The sequence below is a fragment of the Pseudomonas meliae genome, assembly GCF_001400515.1.
Classification (GTDB): Bacteria; Pseudomonadota; Gammaproteobacteria; order Pseudomonadales; family Pseudomonadaceae; genus Aquipseudomonas; species Aquipseudomonas amygdali.
This window is the reverse complement of sequence record NZ_LJQT01000222.1, coordinates 1-23,481: the sequence shown is the minus strand read 5'-3', so window position 1 is coordinate 23,481 and position 23,481 is coordinate 1. Positions and strand designations below refer to the sequence as shown.

The window sequence follows — 23,481 nt, the reverse complement described above, 5'->3', positions numbered from 1 at the left end:
CCTCGACGCCCACGTTGCGATAGCGCTCGGCGGTGACTGCGTCATGATTCTTGCCCGACTGATGAAACACTTCGGGCTGGATGTCCTGAGGCAGCTGAGACAGCGCCTCGGGCAGCAGTTTGTTCAACGGCTCCGCGCCCAGGCTGCCGCCCAGTACCAGCAGACGAGCCTTGCGTCCGGCCAGAGCCTGACGCGGTGTTTCCAGAAACAGCTCGACACGCACCGGGTTGCCGGTGGTGCGACGCTTGGATGAATCCGCAAAGGTGTTCGGGAACGCTTCGCACACCCGGCTGGCGAACGAGGCCAGACTGCGGTTGGCGGTACCGGCAACGGCATTCTGCTCGTGAATGATCAACGGTACGCCTGCCAGCTTCGCCGCCAGACCGCCAGGGCCGGTGACGTAGCCACCGAAGCCGACCACGCAGACCGGTTTCACCTCACGCACAACCTTGCGTGCCTGCATCAGGGCCTTGAGCAACATGAACGGCGCCTTGAGCAGCGACAAGCGGCCCTTGCCACGCAGACCGGTAACGTTGATCAGGTGCAGCGTCAGACTGGCCTGCGGCATCAGTTCGTTTTCGATACCACGCGGCGTGCCCAGCCAATGGACCTTGTAGCCACGTGCCTGGAACTCGCGCGCACAGGCCAGCGCCGGGAATACATGCCCGCCGGTGCCGCCAGCCATGATCAGCACATTAGCGTCCATGGGGCGTCTCCTCGGCGAAGTCGCTTTCCTTGAACTCGGCTTCTTCACTGCCCATGTTGTTGCGCGATTCCCACTCGATGCGCAGCAGCAGGCCAAGACTCGCGCAGCAGATCACCAGCGAGCTGCCGCCGTAGCTGAGGAATGGCAGAGTCAGACCCTTGGTCGGCAGCAGACCGACGTTCACACCGATGTTGATCAGGAACTGGCCGATCCACAGGAACGATAGACCGTAGGCCACATAGGCACCGAAGAACTGCTTGGCGCGCTCGGCCCACATGCCGATGTACATGCCGCGAATACTGACGAACAGAAACAGTGCGACGGTGATCAGCGACCCCACCACGCCCAGCTCTTCTGCAAGCACCGAGAACACGAAGTCGGTGTGCGCTTCCGGCAGATAGAACTGTTTCTGCACACTGTTGCCCAGCCCGACACCGAACCATTCGCCACGACCGAAGGCGATCAGCGCCTGGGTCAATTGATAACCGGAACCGAACTGGTCGGCCCACGGGTCGGTAAAGTTGGTCAGACGCGCCATCCGGTAAGGCTGTGCCTGGACCAGAACAACGACCGACGCCACAGCCAGAACCACCATCAGCGAGAAGCGGAACAGACCGACACCACCGAGAAACAGCATGGCTGCGGCCGAGCCCATCATTACTACGGTCGCACCGAAGTCAGGCTCCATGAGCAGCAGACCTGCCATCGGCAACAGCACGATGAACGGCTTGAAAAAGCCCATCCAGCTTTCGCGAACTTCCTGCTGCTGACGAATCAGATAGCCGGCAAGGAAGATCACAACGAATACCTTGGCGATTTCCGACGGCTGCACGTTGAACGCGCCGAAGCCGATCCAGCGCATCGAACCGTTCACCTCGCGCCCGATTCCCGGCACCAGTACCAGCAGCAACAGGCCGAACGCGCCGAGCAGCATCATCCAGCCCAGACGTTGCCAGGTGGCGACCGGGATCATCATGGTCACGCCGCAGGCACCCAGACCGATCAACAGATAAACCAGGTGGCGGGTCATCATGTACAGCGTGTTGCCCGACTGAACTGCAGCAACTTCCGACGAGGCGGAAGTAATCATTACCAGCCCAAGTCCCAGCAACGCCAGACAGCCGACCAGCATCGGGAAGTCGAGGTCAATGCCGCGCCCGCTGATCAGTGGCGATGGATAAGGCTTGATCACACCGAAGATCATGACAAGCACTCCACTGCCTGCGCGAACACACGTCCGCGCTCTTCATAATTCTTGAACATGTCCAGGCTGGCGCATGCAGGCGAAAGCAATACCGCATCGCCCCGCTGCGCCAGCTTTGCACTGTGCTCGACAGCAGCCTGGACGGTGTCGACACGCACCAGAGGAACGGCATCACCCAATGCCTGGGCAATCAGCTCGGCGTCGCGGCCCAGTAACACCGCAGCGCGGCAATGCTCAGCGACTGGCGCACGCAATGCGCTGAAGTCAGCGCCTTTGCCATCGCCGCCAGCGATCAGCACCAGCTTGCCGTCGATATCCGAACCCAGACCTTCGATGGCAGCCAGTGCGGCACCGACGTTGGTGGCCTTGGAGTCGTTGTAGTAATGAACGCCGTCATGCTCACGCAGCCACTGGCAGCGATGCTCCAGGCCGGTGAATTCGCGCAGGCTTGCAAGCATCGCATCGAACGGCAGGCCAACCGCATGCCCAAGCGCCAATGCAGCAAGGGCGTTGGCCTGATTGTGAGCACCACGAACTTTCAGCTCACGTACCGGCATCAGGTTTTCGAACTGGAACGCCAGGTATTTTTCGCCGTTTTCTTCACGCAGACCAAAGCCGTGGAAATCAGGCTTGTTGAGACCGAACGTCCAGCAAGGCAGGCCTTCACCAATCAGCGGACGGGACAGGGCATCCTGACGATTGACCACCACTTGCCGCGCGCCACGGAAAATCCAGTGCTTGGCAAGGTGGTAAGCCGGCAGGCCGCTGTAGCGGTCCATATGGTCTTCGCTGATGTTCAGCACGGTTGCCACTTCAGCGTTGAGCTGGTCGGTGGTTTCGAGCTGAAAGCTGGACAGCTCCATTACGTACAGTTCGACATCGTCGCTGAGCAGGTCCAGCGCCGGAGTGCCAAGGTTGCCCCCAACAGCAACGCGTTTTCCGGCAGCGACGGCCATTTCGCCCACCAGCGTTGTCACCGTGCTTTTCGCATTCGAACCGGTAATGGCAATGACCGGCGCCTTCGCGTAACGCGCGAACAGCTCGATGTCACCGGACAGCTTGACGCCGCGCGCGCGCGCCTGCTGCAAGGCCGGTGTGGCAAGCGCCAGACCGGGGCTGACGTACAACTCGTCGGCACGGCAGAGGAAATCCACGTCCAGCTCGCCACAACGCACTTCCACCTGCGGATAGTCACGACGCAAGGTCGCCAGCTCAGGAGGATTCTCCCGCGTGTCGGCCACGGCAAAGGACACGCCCCGGTTCGCCAGGAAGCGAACCAGGGACATGCCACTTTTGCCAAGCCCCACAACAATGCGGAAGCGGTCGGAGACGATCAGGGACACTCGTTCTACCTCAGTTTCAGTGTGGCAAGGCCAATGAGCACCAGAATCACGGTGATGATCCAGAAACGGACGATCACGCGTGGCTCGGGCCAGCCTTTGAGTTCAAAGTGGTGGTGAATCGGCGCCATGCGGAACACGCGGCGACCGGTGAGTTTGAAAGACGCAACCTGAATGACCACTGAAAGGGTTTCCATCACGAACACGCCGCCCATGATGAACAGGACAATTTCCTGACGCACGATCACGGCCATGGTGCCCAGTGCAGCGCCCAGCGCCAGCGCACCGACGTCGCCCATGAATACCTGCGCCGGATAGGTGTTGAACCAGAGAAAACCCAGTCCCGCGCCAATCAGTGCACCAGAGAAGACAATCAGCTCACCTGCCCCCGGTACGTAGGGAATCAGCAGGTATTCAGCAAACTTCACGTTACCCGACAGGTAGCAAAATATGCCCAGCGCACCGCCGACCATCACCGTCGGCATGATCGCCAGACCGTCCAGGCCGTCAGTCAGGTTGACTGCGTTACTGGAGCCGACGATCACGAAATAGGTCAGCACGATGAAACCGATACCCAACGGAATGCGCACATCCTTGAGCATCGGCACGATCAGCGTGGTTTCGGTAGCCGACGGTGCAGTCGTATAAAGGAAGATCGCTGCACAGAGGCCGAATACCGACTGCCAGAAATACTTCCAGCGGCTCGGCAGGCCACGCGAGTTCTTTTCGATCACTTTGCGGTAGTCATCGACCCAGCCGATGGCCCCGAACAGCAGTGTCACCAGCAACACAACCCAAACGTAACGATTGCTCAGGTCAGCCCACAACAGCGTACTGATGCCAATGGACGAGAGGATCAGCGCGCCGCCCATGGTCGGCGTACCAGATTTGGACAAGTGCGACTGCGGACCGTCGTTGCGGACCGACTGGCCGATCTGGCGCATCTGCAAGGTACGAATCATCCAGGGGCCCAGGCACAGCGACAGTGTCAGCGCAGTGAGCACACCAAGGATCCCGCGCAAGGACAGGTACTGAAAGACCGCGAAGCCTTTGTAGAACTGTTGTAAGAACTCGGCCAACAGCAGCAGCATTAATGTTTCTCCAGGCTAGAACCGCACAAGGCAGCCACGACGTTTTCCATCGCAGCGCTACGCGAGCCCTTGATCAGTAAAGTGGTATTAGGGTCCTGCTCGGCGCCCAGCGCCGCGATCAGCTCTGCCTGACTGGCAAAGTGGTACGCATGTTCACCAAAGGCGCTGACGGCATGAGTCATCAACGGGCCGACGGCATACAGCGCCGAGACCTTGCCAGCGGCATAGGCCCCTACGTCGCGATGGCCTTGTTCGGCCCACTCGCCCAGCTCGCCGATATCGCCCAGCACCAGCACGGTACGACCGGTAAAACCGGTAAGGATGTCGACGGCTGCGTTGATCGAGGCAGGGTTGGCGTTATAGGTGTCATCAATGACGCGCGTGCCGTTGCTGGCGATTTGCACAACCGCACGGCCCTTGACCGGCTGCACGTTGTTCAAGCCCGCGACAATGCCTTCCAGCGTCACGCCCAGTGCGCAGGCTGCAGCCGCGGCCGCCAGGGCGTTGGTCACGTTATGCGCGCCCAACAGATTCAACTGAACCTGGGCGACGCCGAGCGGGCTGTTGATGGTGAAGCCTGGGCAGCCGCGGGCATCATTACTAAGGTCGCTGGCGTGCAGATCCGCCGCAGGGTCAGCCAGTGCGAAGGTCAGAATGTTGCGATTGCCGGCACGCTTGCGCCAGACAGGGAAAGCCTTGTCCTCCAGATTCAGCACCGCGGTGCCGCTGGCATTGAGTCCTTCCAGAATCTCGCCCTTGGCTTCGACAATTTTGTCCGGCCCGCCAAACTCGCCGACATGGGCGGTTCCAGCGTTGGTAATGATGGCAACGTGTGGCTTGGTCAGGCTCACGGTGAAGGCAATTTCGCCCACCCGCGATGCGCCCAGTTCGATGACCGCCGCACTGTGCTCGGGAGCCAGCTCCAGTAACGTCAATGGCACGCCCAGCTCGTTGTTCAGATTGCCACGAGTGGCCAGCACAGTGCCGCGCGTACGCAGGATGCTCGCGAGCATTTCCTTGACCGTGGTCTTGCCGCTGGAACCGGTCATCGCTGCAACCGGCTTGTCGATGAACGCATTGCGGTTCATTGCGCCCAATTGCGCGAGCGCCTTGCGGGTATCGAGCACGACCAGTTGCGGCAGGCTTGCGCCCTGCACTTCGCGCTCGACCAGAGCACCGACCGCACCTTTGGCAGCCACCTGCTCAAGGTACTCATGGCCGTCGAAGCGCGGCCCGGTCAGGGCCACGAACAGCTGGCCCGGCTGGATACCACGGCTGTCGGTGCTCACACCGTCAAAGCTGCAGTCGCCAGCGACCAGGCGGGCGTCAAGCGGCACGACCAGTTCGCTGAATGTCATTGACTTAATCATTCGCAGCCCCCCACGCAGCAAGCGCCTTGGCAGCTTCTTGCAGGTCAGAGAACGGATGGCGCTGACCGTCGATCTCCTGATAATCCTCATGCCCTTTACCGGCCAGGACTACGACATCATCGGCATTGGCGCTGGCGATCAACTCGGCAATGGCCTGGCCGCGACCTTCGATGAAGCGCACCTTGTCAGCAGCAGCGAAGCCAGGGCGGATATCGTCAAAAATACTGGCTGGCGATTCGGAGCGCGGGTTGTCGTCGGTGACCCACACCCCGTCGGCCAGGCGTTCGACCACTTCAGCCATCAGCGGACGCTTGCCGCGATCACGATCACCGCCGCAGCCGAACAGGCACAACAGGCGGCCTTTGGCGTGCGGGCGCAGTGCTTCGAGGACTTTTTCCAGCGCATCCGGAGTATGCGCATAGTCGACAACCACCAGCGGCTTGTCGGCACCGCCCAGACGCTGCATGCGCCCGACCGGGCCTTCGAGTTTCGGCAACACCTTGAGAATTTCGTCCAGCGCGTAATCCAGGCCCAGCAAAGCCCCCACCGCAGACAGCACGTTGCTCAGGTTGAAGCGACCCAGCAGGCTGCTGCGCAGGAAGTGCTCGCCCTGAGGCGTGACCAGCGTAGCGCGCACGCCATCGTCATCGAATTTCGCATCGCGGCAATACAGGTAGGCCGAGCTGTCCAGCTGGCTATAGGTGATCAACCGCGACTCTTGCTTGATACCGGCCAATTCACGACCGAAAGCATCATCCAGGTTGATTACCCGGCATTTCAGGTTGGACCACGCAAACAGCTTGGCCTTGGCGGCAGCGTACGCTTCCATGGTGCCGTGATAATCCAGGTGATCACGGGACAGATTGGTCAGCACCGCCACATCAAACGCCAGCGCCGTCGCCCGCCCTTGATCCAGCCCATGAGACGACACTTCCATTGCCACTGCGCGCGCACCGGCCTTTTTCAGGTCGGTCAGCGTCGCCTGAACGGCTATCGGGTCGGGCGTGGTATGACGGCCGCTTTGCAACGCGCCGTAGAAGCCTGTGCCCAGCGTGCCGACGATGCCGCAGTGCTGACCCAGTGCATCAAGCGCCTGGGCAACCAGTTGAGTGACGCTGGTCTTGCCGTTGGTGCCGGTAACGCCTACCAGATTCAGGCTGCGGCTCGGATCGCCGTAGAAGCGGCCGGCAATATCGGACAACTGCGCGGCGAGCCCCTTGACCGGGATCAGCGGCACGTCGGTGATCGGCAGAACGGTCGAGCCTTCTACTTCGTAAGCCACAGCCGCAGCGCCACGCTTGAGCGCGTCGGCAATATGCGCACGGCCATCGACCTTGATACCCGGCACGGCCAGAAACAGATCACCCGGACGGACATTGCGGCTGTCGAGAGTCAACTCGCGAATCAAGGGGTCGCGATCGGTGTGAGCGAAAATCTTGCTCAGATTAAAGGCCATCAACCACGCCCTCCTTTGGCTGCCGGTGCTGCATTGACTTGTTCCGGTGGGGCAAGGTTGTCAGGCGTGACGTTCATCAGACGCAACGTACCGGACATGACCTTGCTGAATACCGGAGCCGAAACCAGACCACCGTAGTAACCGCCCTTGCTCGGCTCGTCGATGACCACGACGATGGCATAACGCGGGTTACTCATCGGTCCGAAACCGGCGAACAGGGAGCGATAGGAGTTCTCCGCATAGCCCTTGGTGCCGATCGACGTCTTACGCGCCGTACCGCTCTTGCCGCCGACGTGATAGGACGGCACACGGGCGCGATAAACGCCGCGCGGGTCTTCGATAACCTGCTGCAACATGCCCTGCAAAGTCTTGGCGGTTTTCTCGGGAATGGCCTGGGTCGATTCCGGCTCTTTATCCGTTTTCAAAATGGTCAGTGGCACGATGCGGCCGTTATTGGCCAGCGCGCCATAGGCGTGTACCAATTGCAAAGCGGTAACTGACAGACCGTAGCCATAGGACAGCGTGGCGGTCTCGGCCTTGCGCCACTCGCGATAGTTGGGCAGGTTGCCAACGCGCTCGCCAGGGAAGCCGAGGCCGGTGTACTGACCAAAACCAACGCGTTGCATGGCACGGAAGATCGCTTCGCCGCCCACATCGAACGCGACCTTGCTCATGCCAACGTTACTGGAGTTGATCAGGATGCCGGTCAGATCGAGGATCGGGCCCTCGGTCTTGGTCACGTCACGAATCGTGTACTTACCGATCTGCAGTGTGCCTGGATAAACCTCGACCTTATCGGTGGGCTTCCAGCGGCCACTGTCCAGCGCTGCAGTCATGGAGATCGGTTTCATGGTCGAGCCCGGCTCGAACACGTCAATGATTGCCCGGTTGCGCATGGCAGCAGGCACCATAGTGCGGCGATTGTTAGGGTTATAGGTCGGCTGATTGACCATCGCCAAAACTTCACCGGTCTTGACGTCCATGATCACCATGCTGCCTGCCTTGGCCTCGTTTTCCACGATGGCGTTGCGCAGTTCACGGGTTGCCAGGTATTGCAGACGCAGGTCAATAGACAAAGCCAAGGTCTTTCCGGCCTTGGCATTCTTGGTCACCTGAACATCCTTGATCAGTCGGCCGCGCCGGTCCTTGATAACCTGACGCTTGCCGGGCACTCCCGCAAGCCAGTCGTCATAAGCCAACTCGACACCTTCGCGACCGTGGTCATCAAGGTCGGTAAAACCAACCATGTGCGCGGTAACATCCCCTGCCGGGTAGAAACGGCGGAACTCTTCGATGCCGTAAACGCCAGGGACTTTCAGATCCAGTGCTGCCTGGCCCTGCTCCGGCGTCATGCCACGAACAAGGTAGATAAATTCCTTGGTGGATTGCGATTCCAGGCGATCAGTCAACGCTTTCAGATCCTGCCCGGTAGCCGCTGCGAGCATCGGCCACTTGGACTTGTCCTGTTGCATTTCGCGCGGGTTGGCCCACAGCGTCGTCACCGGAGTACTCACGGCAAGCGGCTCGCCGTTGCGGTCGGTGATCAGGCCACGGTGAGCCGGAATCGGAATATGCCGCAGGCTGCGGGCATCGCCCTGCTCCTTGAGAAAGGTGTGGTCGATAACCTGCAGGTCAACGATGCGCCAGCAAATGGCGAGCACAAGGGACACCAGCAGCCCCACGACCACGCGAAAACGCCACGGATAAAGCGCGCCTTCAAGTTTCATCATGGCGCCACCATCCGCACTTCGGCAGCGCTTGGAATGCGCATTTTCAGCTGTTCGGTGGCCAGATTCTCGATGCGGCTGTGCGCAGTCCAGGTGCTCTGCTCAAGGATCAGCCGGCCCCACTCTGCCTGCGCCTTGTCGCGCACGCTCATTTCCGAGTACAGCGAGTTGAGCAGTTGACGATTCCAATGTGCGCTATAGGAAACGCCAATCGCTGAAATCAGGACAGCAATGAACAGCAGCAGCATAATGAAGCTGCCGCCGGGCAAAGGTTTCAGAAACAGACGGCTCACCTGAGCTTCTCCGCTACGCGCATGACAGCGCTGCGCGAACGCGGGTTGGCTTTGGTTTCGGTATCCGAGGCGAATTGAGCCTTGCCGTGAATTTTGATTTTCGGTTCGAACGGTTTGAACTGGATCGGCAGATTGCGTGGCATGTTGTCGGCTTCGCCCTTGGCGAGCTTGCGCATGAACAATTTGACGATACGGTCTTCCAGCGAGTGAAAACTGATGACGACGAGGCGACCACCGACTTCAAGGGCATCCAGTGCGGCTTCAAGACCGGCTTCCAGATCACCCAGCTCGTTGTTCACGTGAATACGCAGCCCTTGAAAGGCTCGCGTTGCAGGATTCTTGCCCTTCTCCCAGGCAGGGTTGGCGACCTTGAGCACTTCTGCCAGATCAGCGGTACGCTCGAAAGGCTGGACTTCACGGCGCGCGACGACCGCATTAGCCATGCGCTTGGCAAACCGCTCTTCGCCGTATTCCTTGAATACGCGGGCAATTTCTTCAGCGGGTGCAGTCGCGATGAACTCGGCAGCGCTCACGCCACGGGTTGGGTCCATGCGCATGTCCAGCGGGCCGTCGTTCATGAAACTGAAGCCGCGCTCGGGGTCATCCAGCTGCGGGGACGAAACGCCCAGATCCAGCAGAATACCGCTGACCTTGCCCGCCAAACCGCGTTCCTGAGCCTCGGATCCCAATTCGGCAAAGCTGCGCTGCACAATGACAAAGCGGCCGTCTTCGGCCGCTAGCGCTTGCCCTGTGGCAATCGCTTGAGGGTCCTTGTCGAACCCAAGAAGCCGACCATCAGGGCCAAGCTGGCTCAATATCAGACGACTATGCCCGCCACGTCCGAACGTGCCGTCCAGATAGCAGCCATCGGCACGCACCGCGAGAGCCTCCACGGCTTCTTCAAGCAGCACGGTGATGTGGGTAAAGCCGCTGTTCATAGTCACAGGATCAAATCACGTAATTCGTCGGGCATAGCGCCAGGTTTTTGAATGGCAGCCAGGTCAGCATCAGCAAGAGCGTTCCAGGCGTCCTCGTCCCACAGTTGAAACTTGTTGAGCTGGCCCACCAGCATTACGCGCTTGTCCAGCCTGGCGTATTCGCGCAAGCGTGGCGGAACCAGAAAACGCCCGCTGCCATCGAGTTCCAGATCGACAGCATTACCAATCAAAAGCCTTTGCAGACGACGGTTCTCTTCACGAAACGTCGCCAGATCACGAAGTTTTGCCTCTATCAGCTCCCATTCGGAAAGCGGATACAGGCAAAGACAGGGATCAACGGCATCAATGGTCACGATAAGTTGCCCGGCACTACGCGAATCCAACTCGTCACGGTACCGGCTCGGCATAGCGAGACGGCCCTTGGCATCGAGATTGATCGCGTTGGCACCACGGAACACAGGCGCATTCTCCGAATTTTAGCTTTTTGCGCTGAAAAAACCCACTTCGTGCCACTTTCTGCCACTTGTGCACACTATAGGAACGCGCCCACCACACCGTCAAGGCACGGTCTTAAGGAAAACCCTTACATTTCGGAGATTTAGGGGAGGTATTGGGTATAAAAGGGTAATTTTACGAACGATCTGACAGATAAATCCCACAAAACTCAAATCGTTGCGATTCAAAGTTAATGTGATTTATGAACTGTAAGATTTTTTTGGTATTACGAGAGGGTTTTGCTGCTTGAAACGAAGGGTGAGAAAAAAGGTGGAGAGTCGATCTGTAAGCCGGGTTCTGTCGAGAACAGTCATTCCTCTACGACGGCCATCACTGGACGTCTTTAGCAACCTACCCGGTTCCAGCGCGGGCCACGCCTAGGAACCCTATTTGGTCTTGCTCCGAGTGGGGTTTACCTTGCCACGAACTGTTACCAGACGTGCGGTGCGCTCTTACCGCACCTTTTCACCCTTACCGGCACCGAAGTGCTTAGGCGGTTATTTTCTGTGGCACTTTCCGTAGGCTCACGCCTCCCAGGCGTTACCTGGCACTCCGCCCTATGGAGCCCGGACTTTCCTCCCCCCCCTGTTGCGGAACAACAAGAGGCAGCGACTGTCCAATCGACTCTCCGCCGCCAAGGTTAGCGGCACATGCCTTCAAGAACAAGCTTTAATAGCACGTGGGGCGCACTTGTCCCCGTTATCCACCCCTTTAAAGGCAACCCATCATTCCTTCTGTTTCTCCAGTGCCACCTGATAAAGCAGGTTCTTGCGCACGCCGGTTATTTCGGCTGCCAAGGCTGCGGCGCGCTTGAGAGGCATCTCTGCAAGCAGTAAATCCAGTATGCGGCGCGCCTCCTCACCAATGACATCATCGTCCTCGGGTGGCGTCCAGCCGGCTATCAGCACCACGCATTCGCCACGCTGCTGATTACTGTCAGCCTCGACAAAAGCCCGCAGCTCACCCAAAGGCAGACCCTTGAGCGTTTCAAAAGTTTTGGTTATTTCACGTGCCAGCAAGGCCTGACGGTCGGCACCGAAGACCTGCTCCATGTCCTGCAGACACTCAAGAATCCGGTGCGGCGCTTCATAATAAATAAGCGTGCGCGGCTCTTCCTTTACTCGCTCAAGCTTTGCCTTGCGCCCTGCAGCCTTGGCGGGAAGAAAGCCCTCGAAAATGAATCGGTCCGAAGGCAGTCCGGCCGCAGAAAGAGCGGCGATCAGGGCGCAAGCGCCCGGCACGGGCACAACCGGTACACCTACAGCACGCGCCTGACGTACCAGGTGATAACCGGGATCAGAGATCAGCGGCGTGCCCGCGTCGGAAATCAGCGCCACATCATCGCCAGCCAGCAGACGCATTATGAACCGACTACCCTCATCACGTTCGTTATGCTCGTGACAGGCGGCCAGCGGAGTGGATATCCCGAAGTGCTGCATCAGCCGTGCAGAATGGCGCGTGTCTTCAGCCGCAATCAGCGCGACCTCACGCAACACCTTCAATGCCCGCACGCTCATGTCGTCCAGATTGCCGATAGGAGTCGCCACTACATAAAGCGAGCCCGGAGTGGAATTCGAAACAACCGGAACAGTCAAAACGCAAACCTCACAGGTTAAAGCTGATACTTGGAAAGAATGCATTGTACAGGCTGAAGCACGGCCGAGCGGTTCGCGCATCAGGGATGCCGATAAAAAAGGAATAAATACATGATCAAGGCCGGACACAACACAACGCAGCCCCCTCGAATTGAACGATTTGGCCGCCAGATGACCCTAACGCGACCAATATCACGGCTTTAAACACCTTCGACATCGCACCCCGGCCAGCGCTTGGGTACAATTCCCCGTTAATTCGCTCGAGTTCCAGGAACATACCAATGATCGCTTGTCTGCGGCTGCTCTCTGCCCTCTGCCTCGCTGCCCTTCTCGCAGCCTGTGCCAGCTCGCCCTCGTCCAGCCTTGGCGAGCTGCCTCGAACCCCTGACGCCAGCATCGAGCAGTTGCTTGATCAGGCCGCCACAGCCAAAACCCCCGAGCAGGCTGCAACGCTGCGCTTGAGTGCAGCCGACCTGGCCGCCCGCCAGAATGACGCAGGACGCGCTGCGCAGATCCTCGGACAGGTGCAAATCGATCAACTCAAACCCGGACTGCAGGTTTTCGCCAGCACATTGTCCGCAGAGCTGGCGATGGGCCGCAATCAGCCCAAGGCAGCACTGACCGCACTGAACCACCCGAGCATGCAACGCCTGGGCGAACTGTCGGTCGAGCAGCAGGTTCGCACCCATATGGTCAAGGCGCGCGCCCTGGAGGCCGATGGCCAGGCCCTGGCGGCCGTCAATGAGCGAGTATTCGCCGGCCCTCTGCTCCAAGGCGCAGAGGCCAGCGCCAACAATGATGCAATCTGGACGCTGGTCTCCGCTCTGCCGGCCGAGCAGCTGCAAAGTACCGCCAGCGGCGATATGGGCGGCTGGCTGAATCTGGCCCGCTCGATCAAAGGCGCAGGCACACTTGAGCAGCAACAGGCGGCCATCGACAACTGGAAAGCCCAGAACCCGAAACACCCGGCAGCGCTGCAACTGCCTACCGCCCTCGCCCAACTGCGCGCCCTGACCAGCGAGCCGATGACCAAAATCGCTCTGCTGCTGCCGCAGGATGGTCAACTGGCCGCCGTTGCCAAAGCGTTGCGCGAAGGCTTCATGGCCGCGCACTTCCAGGCACAACAAGCAGGACAGAATCCACCCGCCATCCAGGTGTTCGACAGCTCGCGCGTCACCTCGATGGATGAGTTCTACCGTCAGGCCCAGGCCGCTGGCGTACAGCTGGTCGTAGGTCCGCTGGAGAAGAACCTCGTCAAACAGTTGAACAGCCGTCAGCAGCTTCCGATCACTACCCTGGCGCTGAACTACAGCGACACCAGCAACGAAGGCCCCGCTCAGCTGTATCAGTTTGGTCTGGCTGCCGAAGACGAAGCCCGCGAAGTTGCACGTCGCGCCTGGGCCGATGGCAAGCGCAGCGCTGTAGCAATGGTGCCGAAAGGCGAATGGGGCGACCGCGTACTGGATGCCTTCCGCAAGAGCTGGCAGGCCAAGGGCGGTACGCTGATCGCAGCCGAGCACGTTGACCAGCCCGTAGAACTGGCACAACAGGTCGCCGATCTGTTCCAGTTGCGCAACAGTGAAGGCCGCGCCCAGCGCCTGCAGAGCACTGCCGGCACTCAGGTAGCCGCGCAGCCAAGCCGTCGCCAGGACATTGACTTCATGTTCCTCGCCGCGACGCCGCAACAAGCGCAGCAGATCAAGCCAACCATGGTTTTCCAGTACGCAGGCGATGTTCCGGTCTACGCCACCTCGCACCTGTTCACCAACAGCAACGATCATGCGCAGTACATGGACCTCAACGGTGTGCGCTTCTGCGAGACGCCATGGCTGTTGAACGCTGAAGACCCACTGCGCCAGCAAGTCACCGCGCAATGGCCACAAGCTGCTGGCAGCCTTGGCCGCCTGTACGCAATGGGCATCGACGCCTACCGCCTGGCCCCACGCCTTGCGCAACTAAAGGCGATGCCTGACAGCCGCATCGATGGCCTGTCGGGCAGCCTGAGCATCAACCCTGGCCGTCGCGTCGAGCGCCAGCTGCCATGGGCGGAGTTCGTCGACGGCAAGATCCAACGCCTGCCGGACACAGCGCCTTGATGCCACGCAGCAGCCGCCAACAGGCAGGGCGCGAGGCTGAAGCCTTCGCCCTGCAGTTTTTGCAACAACAGGGGCTGCACCTGATTGAACAAAACTGGTTATGCAAACGCGGCGAGCTTGATCTAGTCATGCTTGACGGCGATACAGTAGTATTCGTCGAAGTTCGCTACCGGCGCCATTCAGGCTGGGGTGGCGCTACGGAAAGCGTTGATTTTCGCAAGCAGGCAAAACTTGTCACTGCCGCACAGCTTTTTCTGCAGCAAGCAACAGACTGGGCCAGTCACCCCTGCCGTTTCGACGTGATCGCCATTGAAGGCCAGCCTGGCAACGCTGCACCGCTGAACTGGATCAAGAGTGCTTTTGACAGCTGACCTTGCGCTCGAGCAAAGCAGCTCCGCCGTGCTGATGATCTGCAATAGCTTCTACGCTCACCGATTTCGCTATTTGTTTTGCCGGCTGCACACCTTGTGTGCCGGATAGCTCCCGGGAGAACCCGGCGCATCCGTCCCGCCGCCGTACGCTCTAATTAAGGTCACATTGATGGACATGCAATCCCGAATTCGCCGGCTGTTCCAGGCCAGCATCGAAACCAAGCAACAGTCGATGGAAGTCCTTGCGCCCTATATCGAGCAAGCCAGTCAGGTCATGGTCAATGCCCTGCTCAACGAGGGCAAGATGCTCGCGTGCGGCAACGGCGGATCGGCTGGCGATGCACAGCACTTTTCCTCGGAACTGCTCAACCGTTTCGAGCGCGAGCGGCCGAGCCTGCCAGCCATCGCCCTGACAACCGACAGCTCGACGATTACCTCGATTGCCAACGATTACAGCTACAACGAAATCTTTTCCAAGCAGATCCGCGCACTGGGCCAGCCAGGTGATGTGCTGCTGGCCATTTCCACCAGCGGTAACTCGGCAAATATTATTCAGGCCATCCAGGCCGCACATGATCGCGAAATGATTGTCGTAGCATTGACGGGACGCGACGGTGGCGGCATGGCTTCCCTGCTATTGCCCGAGGACGTGGAGATCCGCGTACCTGCCAATGTCACGGCACGCATACAAGAAGTCCATCTGCTGGCGATCCATTGCCTTTGCGATTTGATCGACAGCCAACTGTTCGGGAGTGAAGAATGACCCCTAATCGTCTCAGCCTATTGGTTCTGACACTGTGCCTGAGCGTCACCGGATGCAGCTCGGTGATCACGGCCACTCGCGACAAGCCGATCGAAGATGATCGCGGCACCCGCACCTTCGGCAGCAAGATCGATGACTCGCTGATCGAGACCAAGGCAGCCGTCAACATTTCTAAAGCCAACCCTGATCTCGCAGAAGGCTCGCACATCGTTGTGACCAGCTTCAACGGCATCGTGCTGCTGGCTGGCCAGACACCCCGCGCCGACCTCAAGGCAATTGCCGAACAGGCCGCCAGCTCGGTCCAGCGCGTCAAGAAGGTCAACAACGAGTTGCAGGTCATGGCGCCCTCTTCGCTGCTGGCGCGTAACAACGATGCCTGGCTGACCACCAAGATCAAAAGCCAGATGATTGCCGACGCATCCATCCCCGGCTCGCGCATCAAGGTGGTGACCGAGAATGGTATTGTGTTCCTGCTGGGTCTGGTGACTCAGGATGAAGCCAATCGCGCCACCAACCTGGTACAGGGCGTCTCCGGCGTGCAGAAGATCGTCAAACTGTTTGAGTACATCGACTGACGGGGCACCGGCAGGCAATAAAAAGGCGATCCGGAGATCGCCTTTTTTATTGCGCATTTTTTACTTCACGACCTTCAGACTCGGCCGGCCACTCGGGCGCGGTGGCTCGCTGTCGGGCGGAGTATCATCTTCGATCTCGATTTCCTCACCATCGTCCATGGAAGGCTCCAGATCGAAAACCATACCCTGACCGTTCTCACGGGCATAAATGCCCAGGATGGCAGCTACAGGCACATAAAGCGTGTGTGGCACACCGCCGAAGCGGCCTTCGAAGCTGACGGCCTCGTTATCCATATGCAGATGACGCACCGCACTTGGCGAAACATTCAGGACAATCTGCCCGTCATTGGCAAACCCTTGCGGGACCTGCACCGAGGGGTAATCCGCATTGACCAGCACGTGCGGGGTGCAATCGTTATCGACGATCCACTCATAGAGAGCGCGAACAAGATAAGGGCGACTGGAGTTCATTAACGGCTCCTTAAGCCTTAGCGCATTTCACGTTCGGCAGCAGACAGACTCGCCTGAAAAGCCTCACGCGCAAATTGGCGCTCCATGTAATCAAGCAACGGCTTGGCAGGCCGCGGCAATTCAATACCCAAAATTGGCAAACGCCAGAGTATGGGGAGTAGACAGCAGTCAACAAGACTTAGCTCGTCGCTCATGAAAAAAGCTTTTTCCGCGAACAACGGTGAAACCCCGGTCAGACTTTCACGAAGCTCCTTGCGCGCCTGAACACGAGCAGGCTCTTTGCTGCGCGTATCAAGGATCAGGTCCACAAGGCCACACCAGTCTCGCTGGATGCGATGGATCAGCAGACGGCTGTTGGCGCGGGCCACGGGATAGACAGGCAGCAAGGGCGGATGAGGATAGCGCTCATCCAGGTATTCCATCACCACCGTCGACTCGTACAACGCCAGGTCACGATCAACAAGAGTCGGCAAGCTGCCATACGGATTTACTTCAATCAGCTGCGGCGGATGACGAGCTGCCACAACCTCAATGATTTCGGCGCTGACACCCTTCTCGGCGAGCACAATACGCACACGATGAGAATAGTGGTCGGCGGGGTCGGAGTAGCAGGCCAACCGGTTGGTCACGCCCATGGCGATCCTCCTCGCTTGTTAAAATTTATCGGACAGACGAACGAATACGCCTTAAGGGCGCATCCGATAATGAACGCAACAGGACAGGTGTTCGTCGCGGGCCACAAGATAGCTCATTTACGCGATGTAAATTCTGTAATCTTCGCCGACAGGCTTATAAATCTCGCAATATCGACGTGACACGCCCAACTTAAAAACACCTCGACCGCAAAAATCACACCCATAAAAAAACGCCCAGCCCCGCGAGGGGATGGACGTTCTTTCTTTGAACGAAGAACGAATTAACGCTTCGAGTACTGCGGACGCTTACGCGCTTTACGCAGACCGACTTTCTTACGTTCAACTTCACGAGCATCGCGAGTCACGAAGCCTGCTTTACGCAGAGCGCCACGCAGAGTCTCGTCGTATTGCATCAGAGCGCGAGTGATACCGTGGCGGATTGCGCCAGCCTGACCACTTACACCGCCACCGATAACGGTGACGTAGATGTCGAACTTTTCAACTGTCTCGGTCAGTTCCAGCGGCTGACGAACTACCATGCGGGCAGTTTCGCGGTCGAAGAAATTGTCCAGGGAGCGGTTGTTGATCGAGATGTTACCAGTACCCGGACGCAGGAAAACGCGAGCGGTTGCGGTCTTGCGACGGCCAGTGCCGTAATTTTGAGTCGCCGACATAATGAACTATTCCGTTAAAACTTCAGTTCTTGGGGCTGCTGAGCAGTATGAGGGTGTACAGCGCCCGCATAGACTTTCAGCTTACGATACATGTCGCGACCCAGCGGGTTCTTAGGCAGCATGCCTTTGACCGCGGTCTCGATCACGCGCTCAGGAGCTTTGGCGATCAGCTTTTCGAAGTTGATCGACTTGATCCCGCCCGGAAAACCGGAGTGTGAGTAGTAGATCTTGTCGGTGGTTTTGGCACCAGTAACGCGGATCTGCTCGGCATTGATCACGACGATGTAGTCGCCGGTATCAACGTGCGGAGTGTATTCCGGTTTGTGCTTGCCACGCAGACGGCTCGCGATTTCGGTGGCCAGACGACCCAGGGTCTGACCAGCAGCGTCGACGACGAACCAGTCGCGCTTAACTGTTTCCGGTTTAGCAGTAAAAGTTTTCATTCTTTATAGCCTCAGTAGCCTCAGGGGCCGCCCTGAAAATTAGACGGCGGATCTTACTGAATAGTGCGTACTTTGACAAGTCAAAGGCAGCCGGAAACAGACGCTATCGGGGGCTCGGGTCAGCGCGTCCGTTATACGGCAAGATTCTTCGGCAGACGGCGCATCACTTCCACTGCAAAGAGCTGGCGTATTGTACAGACTGTAAAAATAACCTCAACCGGATTTTTTGTTCACATTCTGTTTATTGCCTGCGAGGCGTGGATTGGCGGATATTTACCCGCTTAGCACAAAGCCATCATGCGCACCTCTCGCAGAGATCCTGGCATGAGGAGGCTGGACACACCCGACAAAAAATAAGACGATCCAGCCGTTGCTTGACCATTTACCCATATAAGAATAACGATTATGCCGATCCAACACGCTACTCTGCTGCGCCGCGTAAGCATTCTGACCACCGACAAGATGTTTGCCTCGACGGTCATGCAGGCCTGCGCTACAGCAAACAACTGGGACATGGCCTGGTCCCCGCTTTCGAAACCCGCCTCGTCAGCCCGGACGGACTCTCCGTCAGCAGCTTCAGCGACGTCACATTGCCAGTCGACGGCGCGCTGTGCCAAAGCGACATCATCGTTATCCCGGCCTTTTGGGATGATTTTGAAACACTGTGCGAACGCTACCCGCAGATCCTGCCCTGGCTGCGTGAGCAACACGCCAACGGTGCCGTACTCTGCGCCGAAGCCACCGGGGTCTACTGGCTTGCCGAGGCAGGATTGCTCGACGGCAAGGAAGCGACTACCTACTGGCGCTTCTTCGGTGCATTTGCCGAACGCTACCCCAAGGTGCTGCTCAACCAGGAAAAGCACCTGACTGACGCCGATAACGTGTACTGCGCAGGGGGCACGACGTCAGCGTGCGACCTCTACATCTACCTGATCGAGCGGTTCTGCGGTGCCAACGTCGCGCAGGCCGTGGCCCGCGATATTCTTTACGAGGTACGCCGCACCTACTCACCGGGCCGCATAGGCTTTGGCGGACAGAAACTGCATCAGGACGTGGTGATCCTGCAGATTCAGCACTGGCTGGAAGAGCACTTTGCCGACAAGTTCCGCTTTGAAGATGTGGCCCGAGAGCACGGTATGAGCATTCGCAATTTCATGCGCCGCTTTCAGACCGCAACCGGTGACAAGCCGCTGCATTACCTGCAACGGCTGCGGATCGAAACGGCAAAGGGATTGCTGTCAGGGTCTCGCAAAAGCATCAAGACCATCAGCTACGAGGTGGGCTATGACGACGCCAGCTTCTTCGCCCGGCTGTTTCGCCAACACACCGAGCTGTCGCCCAACCAGTACCGGCAGCAAAAGCTGTGAGCTGCAGCATGGGCGAGCTTCAAGCGTGCAGCTTGAAACTCGCCGCTTGCAGTCGCTGCTAGGGCTTGTGCGCCCGCGAGAGGAATTCGTGGGATTGCATTTCCAGCAGACGGCTCAGGGTGCGTTGAAACTCGAACATCAACCGGCCACCGGTGTACAGGTCCTTCAACTCAACCTCGGCTGAAATGATCAGCTTGACGTTGCGATCGTAGAACTCGTCGACCATGTTGATAAAACGTCGGGCGATGTCGTCGGTAGAAACGTCCATCTGCTCGACGCCACTGATCAGCACAGCATGAAATATCTTGCCCAGCTCGATGTAGTCGTTCTGGCTGCGTGGCCCGTCGCACAGCTCGCGGAAGTCGAACCAGGCCACATCATCACAGGTACGCAGGGCACGGATCTCGCGGTTTTCGATCATCAACACATCGTTTTCGATGGTTTCGGCGCAATCCGGGGTCAGGGCCTTGAAGCTTTTGCGCAGGCTTTCCTGCGCAACTTCGTTAAGCGGGAAGTGAAACAGCTCAGCCTGTTCCAGGTGACGCAGACGGTAATCGACGCCGCTGTCGACGTTGACGATGTCGGTGTTCTGTTTGATCAGCGCAATTGCAGGCAGGAAACGCGCGCGTTGCAGGCCGTCCTTGTACAAACCGTCCGGAACGATGTTGGAGGTTGCCACCAGCGTTACGCCATTTTTGAACAGTTCTTCCATCAGCGTGCCCAGAATCATGGCATCGGTGATGTCGGAAACAAAGAACTCGTCGAAACAGATAACCCGTGCCTCGTCGGAAAAACGCTTGGCGATGATCGTCAGCGGATTTCGTTCGCCCTTGAGGGTCTTCATCTCTTCGTGCACGCGCTTCATGAAGCGGTGGAAGTGCGTACGGACCTTGTCCTGAAACGGCAGCGCGTCAAAGAACGTGTCGACCAGGTAGGTCTTGCCACGGCCCACGCCCCCCCAGAAGTACAAACCCTTGACCAGGGTCGGCTCTTTCTTGCCAAACAGCTTGCCGAACAGGCCGGGCTTGCTGTCGTGAGCGGCAACCAGATCGTCATACAGGCGCTGCAAATGGCGCACAGCGTTTTCCTGCGCGGCATCGTGAAAGAAGTCCGGGCGTTTCAGATCAGATTGATATCGTTCTAGGGGCGTCATAATTCGTTAGCAAGGCAACAAAAACGGGTCGTCACTGTAGCGACGACCCCGGGGATTGGCAATCAGTCCTGTTGAGGAGCAAGTGCCAGCTTAAGGGTTTGAATCGCGTTGTCGCGCGCGATGGCATCGGCGAACTCCGGGCTATCGGCTACACACTCGCCGTCCAGCCACAGCGTGAAACCATTGGCTTCACTGCGCAGATCCAGCTCACCACCCTGCTGCAACTGCTTGCTGGCGATGCCGGCCGCCTTGCCGTCGGCAAAATTGCGCGACAACAGCAGCTGCTCGCCATCGGCGGCCAGCAGGCGGAAACGGAAGCTGCCGTCGTCTTCACGGAAGCTGACGAAACGCGCGCCCTTGGTAGCCTTTTTCTTGCCGGTATCGGCGTTTTGCACCGTGGCGCGGAACGAGCGCAGGCCCACCGCCTCACGCAGTTCCTCCAGAAACGGCGTGGCAACCCGGCGTGCCTTCTGCGCGCCGGCGAGCAGGATATCTTCGAGACCGGCAGGACGCTCGATCAGCCTCAGATATTTTTCACGGGGCTCGCTCAATTGCGCATCCAGCAAGGTGAACAGACGATTCTTCGCTTCGCCCCAGCCCAGCCCCTGCAATAGATCGGAACGGAATTCAGCGCACTGCTCTGCCGTCGAAAACGCTTGATACAGGGTGAACAGGTGCGAGGTGTCCGGATCCTTCGCTTCACCCGGCGCGCGCGAGTCGGTGACGATGCGCGATATGGCGCTTTTCATCTCCTTGGCGCTGCTGAACAACGGAATGGTGTTGTCGTAGCTTTTCGACATCTTGCGCCCGTCCAGACCGGGTAGCGTGGCGACGCTCTCTTCGATCAAGGCCTCGGGCATGACAAAGAATTCCTTGCCATTGCCAAACAGGTGATTGAACCGCTGGCCGATGTCGCGGGCCATTTCAACGTGCTGGATCTGGTCGCGCCCCACAGGAACCTGATGCGCATTGAACATCAGAATGTCAGCGGCCATCAGTACCGGATAGCTGTACAGCCCCATGGTGATGCCAGCATCCGGGTCCTCGCCACCTTCGACGTTCTTGTCCACTGATGCCTTGTAGGCGTGCGCGCGGTTAAGCAGGCCCTTGGCCGCCACGCAGGTAAGCAGCCAGGTCAGTTCCGGGATCTCTGGAATGTCCGACTGGCGATAGAAGGTCACACGATCAACATCAAGGCCAGCTGCCAGCCAGGTCGCAGCGATTTCCAGACGCGAGCGCTGAATGCGCAGCGGGTCATCGCATTTGATCAACGCGTGGTAGTCGGCCAGAAAGTAGAACGAGTCGAAATCGCTCTGACGGCTGGCGACAATGGCCGGGCGAATCGCGCCCGCGTAGTTACCCAGATGGGGAGTGCCGGTGGTCGTGATACCGGTCAGGATACGAGTGGTCATGGCAGGTCGCTTATCTAAAGGATGCAATACGGGCTGCAATCAGTTGGAAAGTCGCGGCAGAAGCAGATCTTTCAGATCGGTCAGCTTGCCGTGAAAAAAGTGTCCGCATTCTGCCACTTTCAGCAGCTCATGGGGGCGTTGCAGCGCGACCGACCATTCATAGACCGTTTCGGGATCGATCACTTCATCGTCTTCTGGCTGAATGATCGTCAGCGGGCAGGCTTGCGGCAAGACGCTTTGATCCTTGAGCCGCGAGGCCGCTGCTGCAATCAGAAACAAATGCGTCAGTTTTTCGCCCTGCCCTTCGAGGCGACCGCCCAGGTTGGCGGCAACGTAGCCACCGAAAGAAAAACCGAACAGGGTCATGGGCAGATCAGGATGTTGCGCGCGTAGCCACTTGGCAGCAGCCTGGGCATCATCGATCTCATCTGGCCCGGCGACCGACGTACCGGCACTGGCACCGACACCGCGATAATTGAAGCGTAAGGTGATCAGACCTTGATCCCTTGCGGTACGCTGCAACGTCGAAACGACTTTATTGAGCATCGTTCCGCCCTGTATCGGGTTAGGATGGCAGATCAGTGCAACGCCTCGGGCGTCAGGTACATCCTGATACAGCGCTTCGAGCTGGCCTTCTGGGCCATCGATAAATAATGGGGTTTCACGCATGAGCAAAACAGAACTCCGTGACCTCGAAATGGGTCGACTCGTCTAGCTGATTGTCTGCGGCTTGCATATCAACGATACGTCGCGGGTATACAGCGCAGGTTCCAGCCGTTAACGTAAAGCAAAGCCGTTTATAGAGGAAGGACTCGTGGAACACTCGCTCTTAGTCTGGTTGTTGCCGACGCTCGCCCTGGTGGCCGGTGTCGTCATTGGTTTTCTGGTAGCACGCCTGCTGCCCAACACCGTTCCGAACAGCACCCAGCGCCAGCTGGACAACATTCAGGAGCGCTTCGACACCTATCAGAACGAGGTAGTCACGCACTTCAACAGCACGGCCAATCTGGTACAGAAGCTTTCACAGAGCTATCAGGATGTTCAGGAACACCTTGCCGAGGGTGCCAACCGTCTGGCTCTCGACGAGCTGACCCGCCAACGCCTGCTGGCTGCGCTGCACCCGGAGGCAAACCATGCGCACCGCGATCATCGCGACCGCCTGACCCCGCCGCGTGATACCGAGACACCGAAGGATTACGCGCCCAAGAGCCCGAACGCTCCAGGCATGCTCGACGAGCATTACGGGTTGAAAAAGCCGTAAGCGACTGGTCGTGAAAGAGCCCGCCATTTGGAATGAATGGCGGGA

The 23,481-nt window shown here is 58.7% G+C and carries 24 protein-coding genes and 1 other RNA gene; 6 read left to right on the top strand and 19 right to left on the bottom strand.

The features are described from left to right. From ALO64_RS26265 to rsmI, 12 genes are all read right to left on the bottom strand, one after another. On the bottom strand, positions 1 to 706 hold a 706-nt coding region (locus tag ALO64_RS26265), incomplete at its 3' end, for a UDP-N-acetylglucosamine--N-acetylmuramyl-(pentapeptide) pyrophosphoryl-undecaprenol N-acetylglucosamine transferase (RefSeq protein WP_235804988.1). Continuing rightward, a complete protein-coding gene (ftsW, locus tag ALO64_RS09895; protein ID WP_002555047.1) occupies positions 696 to 1,910 on the bottom strand; it encodes a putative lipid II flippase FtsW in 1,215 nt (404 codons plus the stop codon). The genes ftsW and ALO64_RS26265, both read right to left, overlap by 11 nt. Then, a complete protein-coding gene (gene murD, locus ALO64_RS09890) occupies positions 1,907 to 3,253 on the bottom strand; it encodes a UDP-N-acetylmuramoyl-L-alanine--D-glutamate ligase (protein WP_044343930.1) in 1,347 nt (448 codons plus the stop codon). Before murD ends, ftsW begins: the two co-directional genes overlap by 4 nt. A 5-nt stretch (positions 3,254 to 3,258) precedes the next feature. After that, positions 3,259 to 4,341, bottom strand: coding sequence for a phospho-N-acetylmuramoyl-pentapeptide-transferase (gene mraY, locus ALO64_RS09885; RefSeq protein WP_002555049.1), 1,083 nt, complete (start codon positions 4,339 to 4,341; stop codon positions 3,259 to 3,261). Continuing rightward, entirely contained in the window at positions 4,341 to 5,711 is a 1,371-nt protein-coding gene (locus ALO64_RS09880) for a UDP-N-acetylmuramoyl-tripeptide--D-alanyl-D-alanine ligase (protein WP_005733427.1), read from the bottom strand. The genes mraY and ALO64_RS09880 overlap by 1 nt, the downstream gene beginning before the upstream one ends. After that, entirely contained in the window at positions 5,704 to 7,167 is a 1,464-nt protein-coding gene (locus ALO64_RS09875; RefSeq protein WP_044343929.1) for a UDP-N-acetylmuramoyl-L-alanyl-D-glutamate--2,6-diaminopimelate ligase, read from the bottom strand. The genes ALO64_RS09880 and ALO64_RS09875 overlap by 8 nt, the downstream gene beginning before the upstream one ends. After that, a complete protein-coding gene (locus ALO64_RS09870; RefSeq protein ID WP_004666184.1) occupies positions 7,167 to 8,894 on the bottom strand; it encodes a peptidoglycan D,D-transpeptidase FtsI family protein in 1,728 nt (575 codons plus the stop codon). The genes ALO64_RS09875 and ALO64_RS09870 overlap by 1 nt, the downstream gene beginning before the upstream one ends. Beyond that, positions 8,894 to 9,187: a cell division protein FtsL gene (ftsL, locus tag ALO64_RS09865; protein ID WP_002555053.1), complete on the bottom strand. Its 294-nt coding sequence runs from the start codon at positions 9,185 to 9,187 to the stop codon at positions 8,894 to 8,896. Before ftsL ends, ALO64_RS09870 begins: the two co-directional genes overlap by 1 nt. Next, complete coding sequence (gene rsmH, locus ALO64_RS09860) at positions 9,184 to 10,125, bottom strand: 16S rRNA (cytosine(1402)-N(4))-methyltransferase RsmH (protein ID WP_002555054.1); 942 nt, start codon at positions 10,123 to 10,125, stop codon at positions 9,184 to 9,186. The genes ftsL and rsmH overlap by 4 nt, the downstream gene beginning before the upstream one ends. A 2-nt stretch (positions 10,126 to 10,127) precedes the next feature. After that, positions 10,128 to 10,583 carry a division/cell wall cluster transcriptional repressor MraZ gene (gene mraZ / locus ALO64_RS09855; RefSeq protein WP_002555055.1) on the bottom strand — a complete coding sequence of 152 codons (456 nt, stop codon included), beginning with the start codon at positions 10,581 to 10,583 and terminating at the stop codon, positions 10,128 to 10,130. Positions 10,584 to 10,890: 307 nt separating this feature from the next. Next, positions 10,891 to 11,248, bottom strand: an RNA gene (gene rnpB, locus ALO64_RS10010) — RNase P RNA component class A. A 97-nt stretch (positions 11,249 to 11,345) separates the two neighbouring features. Beyond that, positions 11,346 to 12,215, bottom strand: coding sequence for a 16S rRNA (cytidine(1402)-2'-O)-methyltransferase (gene rsmI, locus ALO64_RS09850; protein WP_044343928.1), 870 nt, complete (start codon positions 12,213 to 12,215; stop codon positions 11,346 to 11,348). 281 nt (positions 12,216 to 12,496) lie between these two features. Here rsmI and ALO64_RS09845 point away from each other — a divergent pair, with 281 nt between their 5' ends. The 4 genes from ALO64_RS09845 (at position 12,497) to ALO64_RS09830 (ending at position 16,020) form a co-directional block, all read left to right on the top strand. Next, the gene (locus ALO64_RS09845; protein ID WP_044343927.1) at positions 12,497 to 14,311 is read left to right on the top strand and encodes a penicillin-binding protein activator; all 1,815 of its coding nucleotides are present in this window, start codon (positions 12,497 to 12,499) and stop codon (positions 14,309 to 14,311) included. Further along, positions 14,311 to 14,682, top strand: a complete 372-nt coding sequence (locus ALO64_RS09840; RefSeq protein WP_005745001.1) for a YraN family protein — start codon at positions 14,311 to 14,313, stop codon at positions 14,680 to 14,682. The genes ALO64_RS09845 and ALO64_RS09840 overlap by 1 nt, the downstream gene beginning before the upstream one ends. Before the next feature lie 169 nt (positions 14,683 to 14,851). After that, complete coding sequence (locus tag ALO64_RS09835; protein ID WP_002555059.1) at positions 14,852 to 15,445, top strand: phosphoheptose isomerase; 594 nt, start codon at positions 14,852 to 14,854, stop codon at positions 15,443 to 15,445. Next, positions 15,442 to 16,020, top strand: coding sequence for a BON domain-containing protein (locus ALO64_RS09830; protein WP_002555060.1), 579 nt, complete (start codon positions 15,442 to 15,444; stop codon positions 16,018 to 16,020). Before ALO64_RS09835 ends, ALO64_RS09830 begins: the two co-directional genes overlap by 4 nt. A 60-nt stretch (positions 16,021 to 16,080) precedes the next feature. Here ALO64_RS09830 and ALO64_RS09825 read toward each other — a convergent pair whose 3' ends face one another. From ALO64_RS09825 to rplM, 4 genes are all read right to left on the bottom strand, one after another. After that, a complete protein-coding gene (locus ALO64_RS09825) occupies positions 16,081 to 16,491 on the bottom strand; it encodes a ClpXP protease specificity-enhancing factor (protein WP_005733421.1) in 411 nt (136 codons plus the stop codon). A 17-nt stretch (positions 16,492 to 16,508) separates the two neighbouring features. Continuing rightward, on the bottom strand, positions 16,509 to 17,126 hold the full coding sequence (locus ALO64_RS09820; RefSeq protein WP_044343926.1) for a glutathione S-transferase N-terminal domain-containing protein: 618 nt from the start codon (positions 17,124 to 17,126) through the stop codon (positions 16,509 to 16,511). A gap of 281 nt (positions 17,127 to 17,407) precedes the next feature. Then, positions 17,408 to 17,800 (bottom strand): 30S ribosomal protein S9, encoded by a 393-nt coding sequence (rpsI, locus tag ALO64_RS09815; RefSeq protein WP_044343925.1) that lies wholly within the window; start codon positions 17,798 to 17,800, stop codon positions 17,408 to 17,410. Between the two features lie 14 nt (positions 17,801 to 17,814). After that, positions 17,815 to 18,243, bottom strand: coding sequence for a 50S ribosomal protein L13 (gene rplM / locus ALO64_RS09810; RefSeq protein WP_002555065.1), 429 nt, complete (start codon positions 18,241 to 18,243; stop codon positions 17,815 to 17,817). A gap of 488 nt (positions 18,244 to 18,731) precedes the next feature. Here rplM and ALO64_RS09805 point away from each other — a divergent pair, with 488 nt between their 5' ends. Next, complete coding sequence (locus ALO64_RS09805; RefSeq protein WP_161794685.1) at positions 18,732 to 19,610, top strand: GlxA family transcriptional regulator; 879 nt, start codon at positions 18,732 to 18,734, stop codon at positions 19,608 to 19,610. A gap of 58 nt (positions 19,611 to 19,668) precedes the next feature. Here ALO64_RS09805 and zapE read toward each other — a convergent pair whose 3' ends face one another. From zapE to ALO64_RS09790, 3 genes are all read right to left on the bottom strand, one after another. Continuing rightward, positions 19,669 to 20,763, bottom strand: a complete 1,095-nt coding sequence (gene zapE / locus ALO64_RS09800) for a cell division protein ZapE (protein ID WP_002555066.1) — start codon at positions 20,761 to 20,763, stop codon at positions 19,669 to 19,671. 62 nt (positions 20,764 to 20,825) lie between these two features. After that, entirely contained in the window at positions 20,826 to 22,175 is a 1,350-nt protein-coding gene (locus ALO64_RS09795; RefSeq protein ID WP_044343924.1) for a tryptophan--tRNA ligase, read from the bottom strand. Positions 22,176 to 22,214: 39 nt separating this feature from the next. Further along, the gene (locus tag ALO64_RS09790) at positions 22,215 to 22,844 is read right to left on the bottom strand and encodes an alpha/beta hydrolase (RefSeq protein ID WP_044343923.1); all 630 of its coding nucleotides are present in this window, start codon (positions 22,842 to 22,844) and stop codon (positions 22,215 to 22,217) included. A gap of 145 nt (positions 22,845 to 22,989) precedes the next feature. Here ALO64_RS09790 and ALO64_RS09785 point away from each other — a divergent pair, with 145 nt between their 5' ends. Next, positions 22,990 to 23,436 (top strand): YhcB family protein, encoded by a 447-nt coding sequence (locus tag ALO64_RS09785; RefSeq protein WP_005733418.1) that lies wholly within the window; start codon positions 22,990 to 22,992, stop codon positions 23,434 to 23,436. Positions 23,437 to 23,481 lie beyond the last annotated feature (45 nt).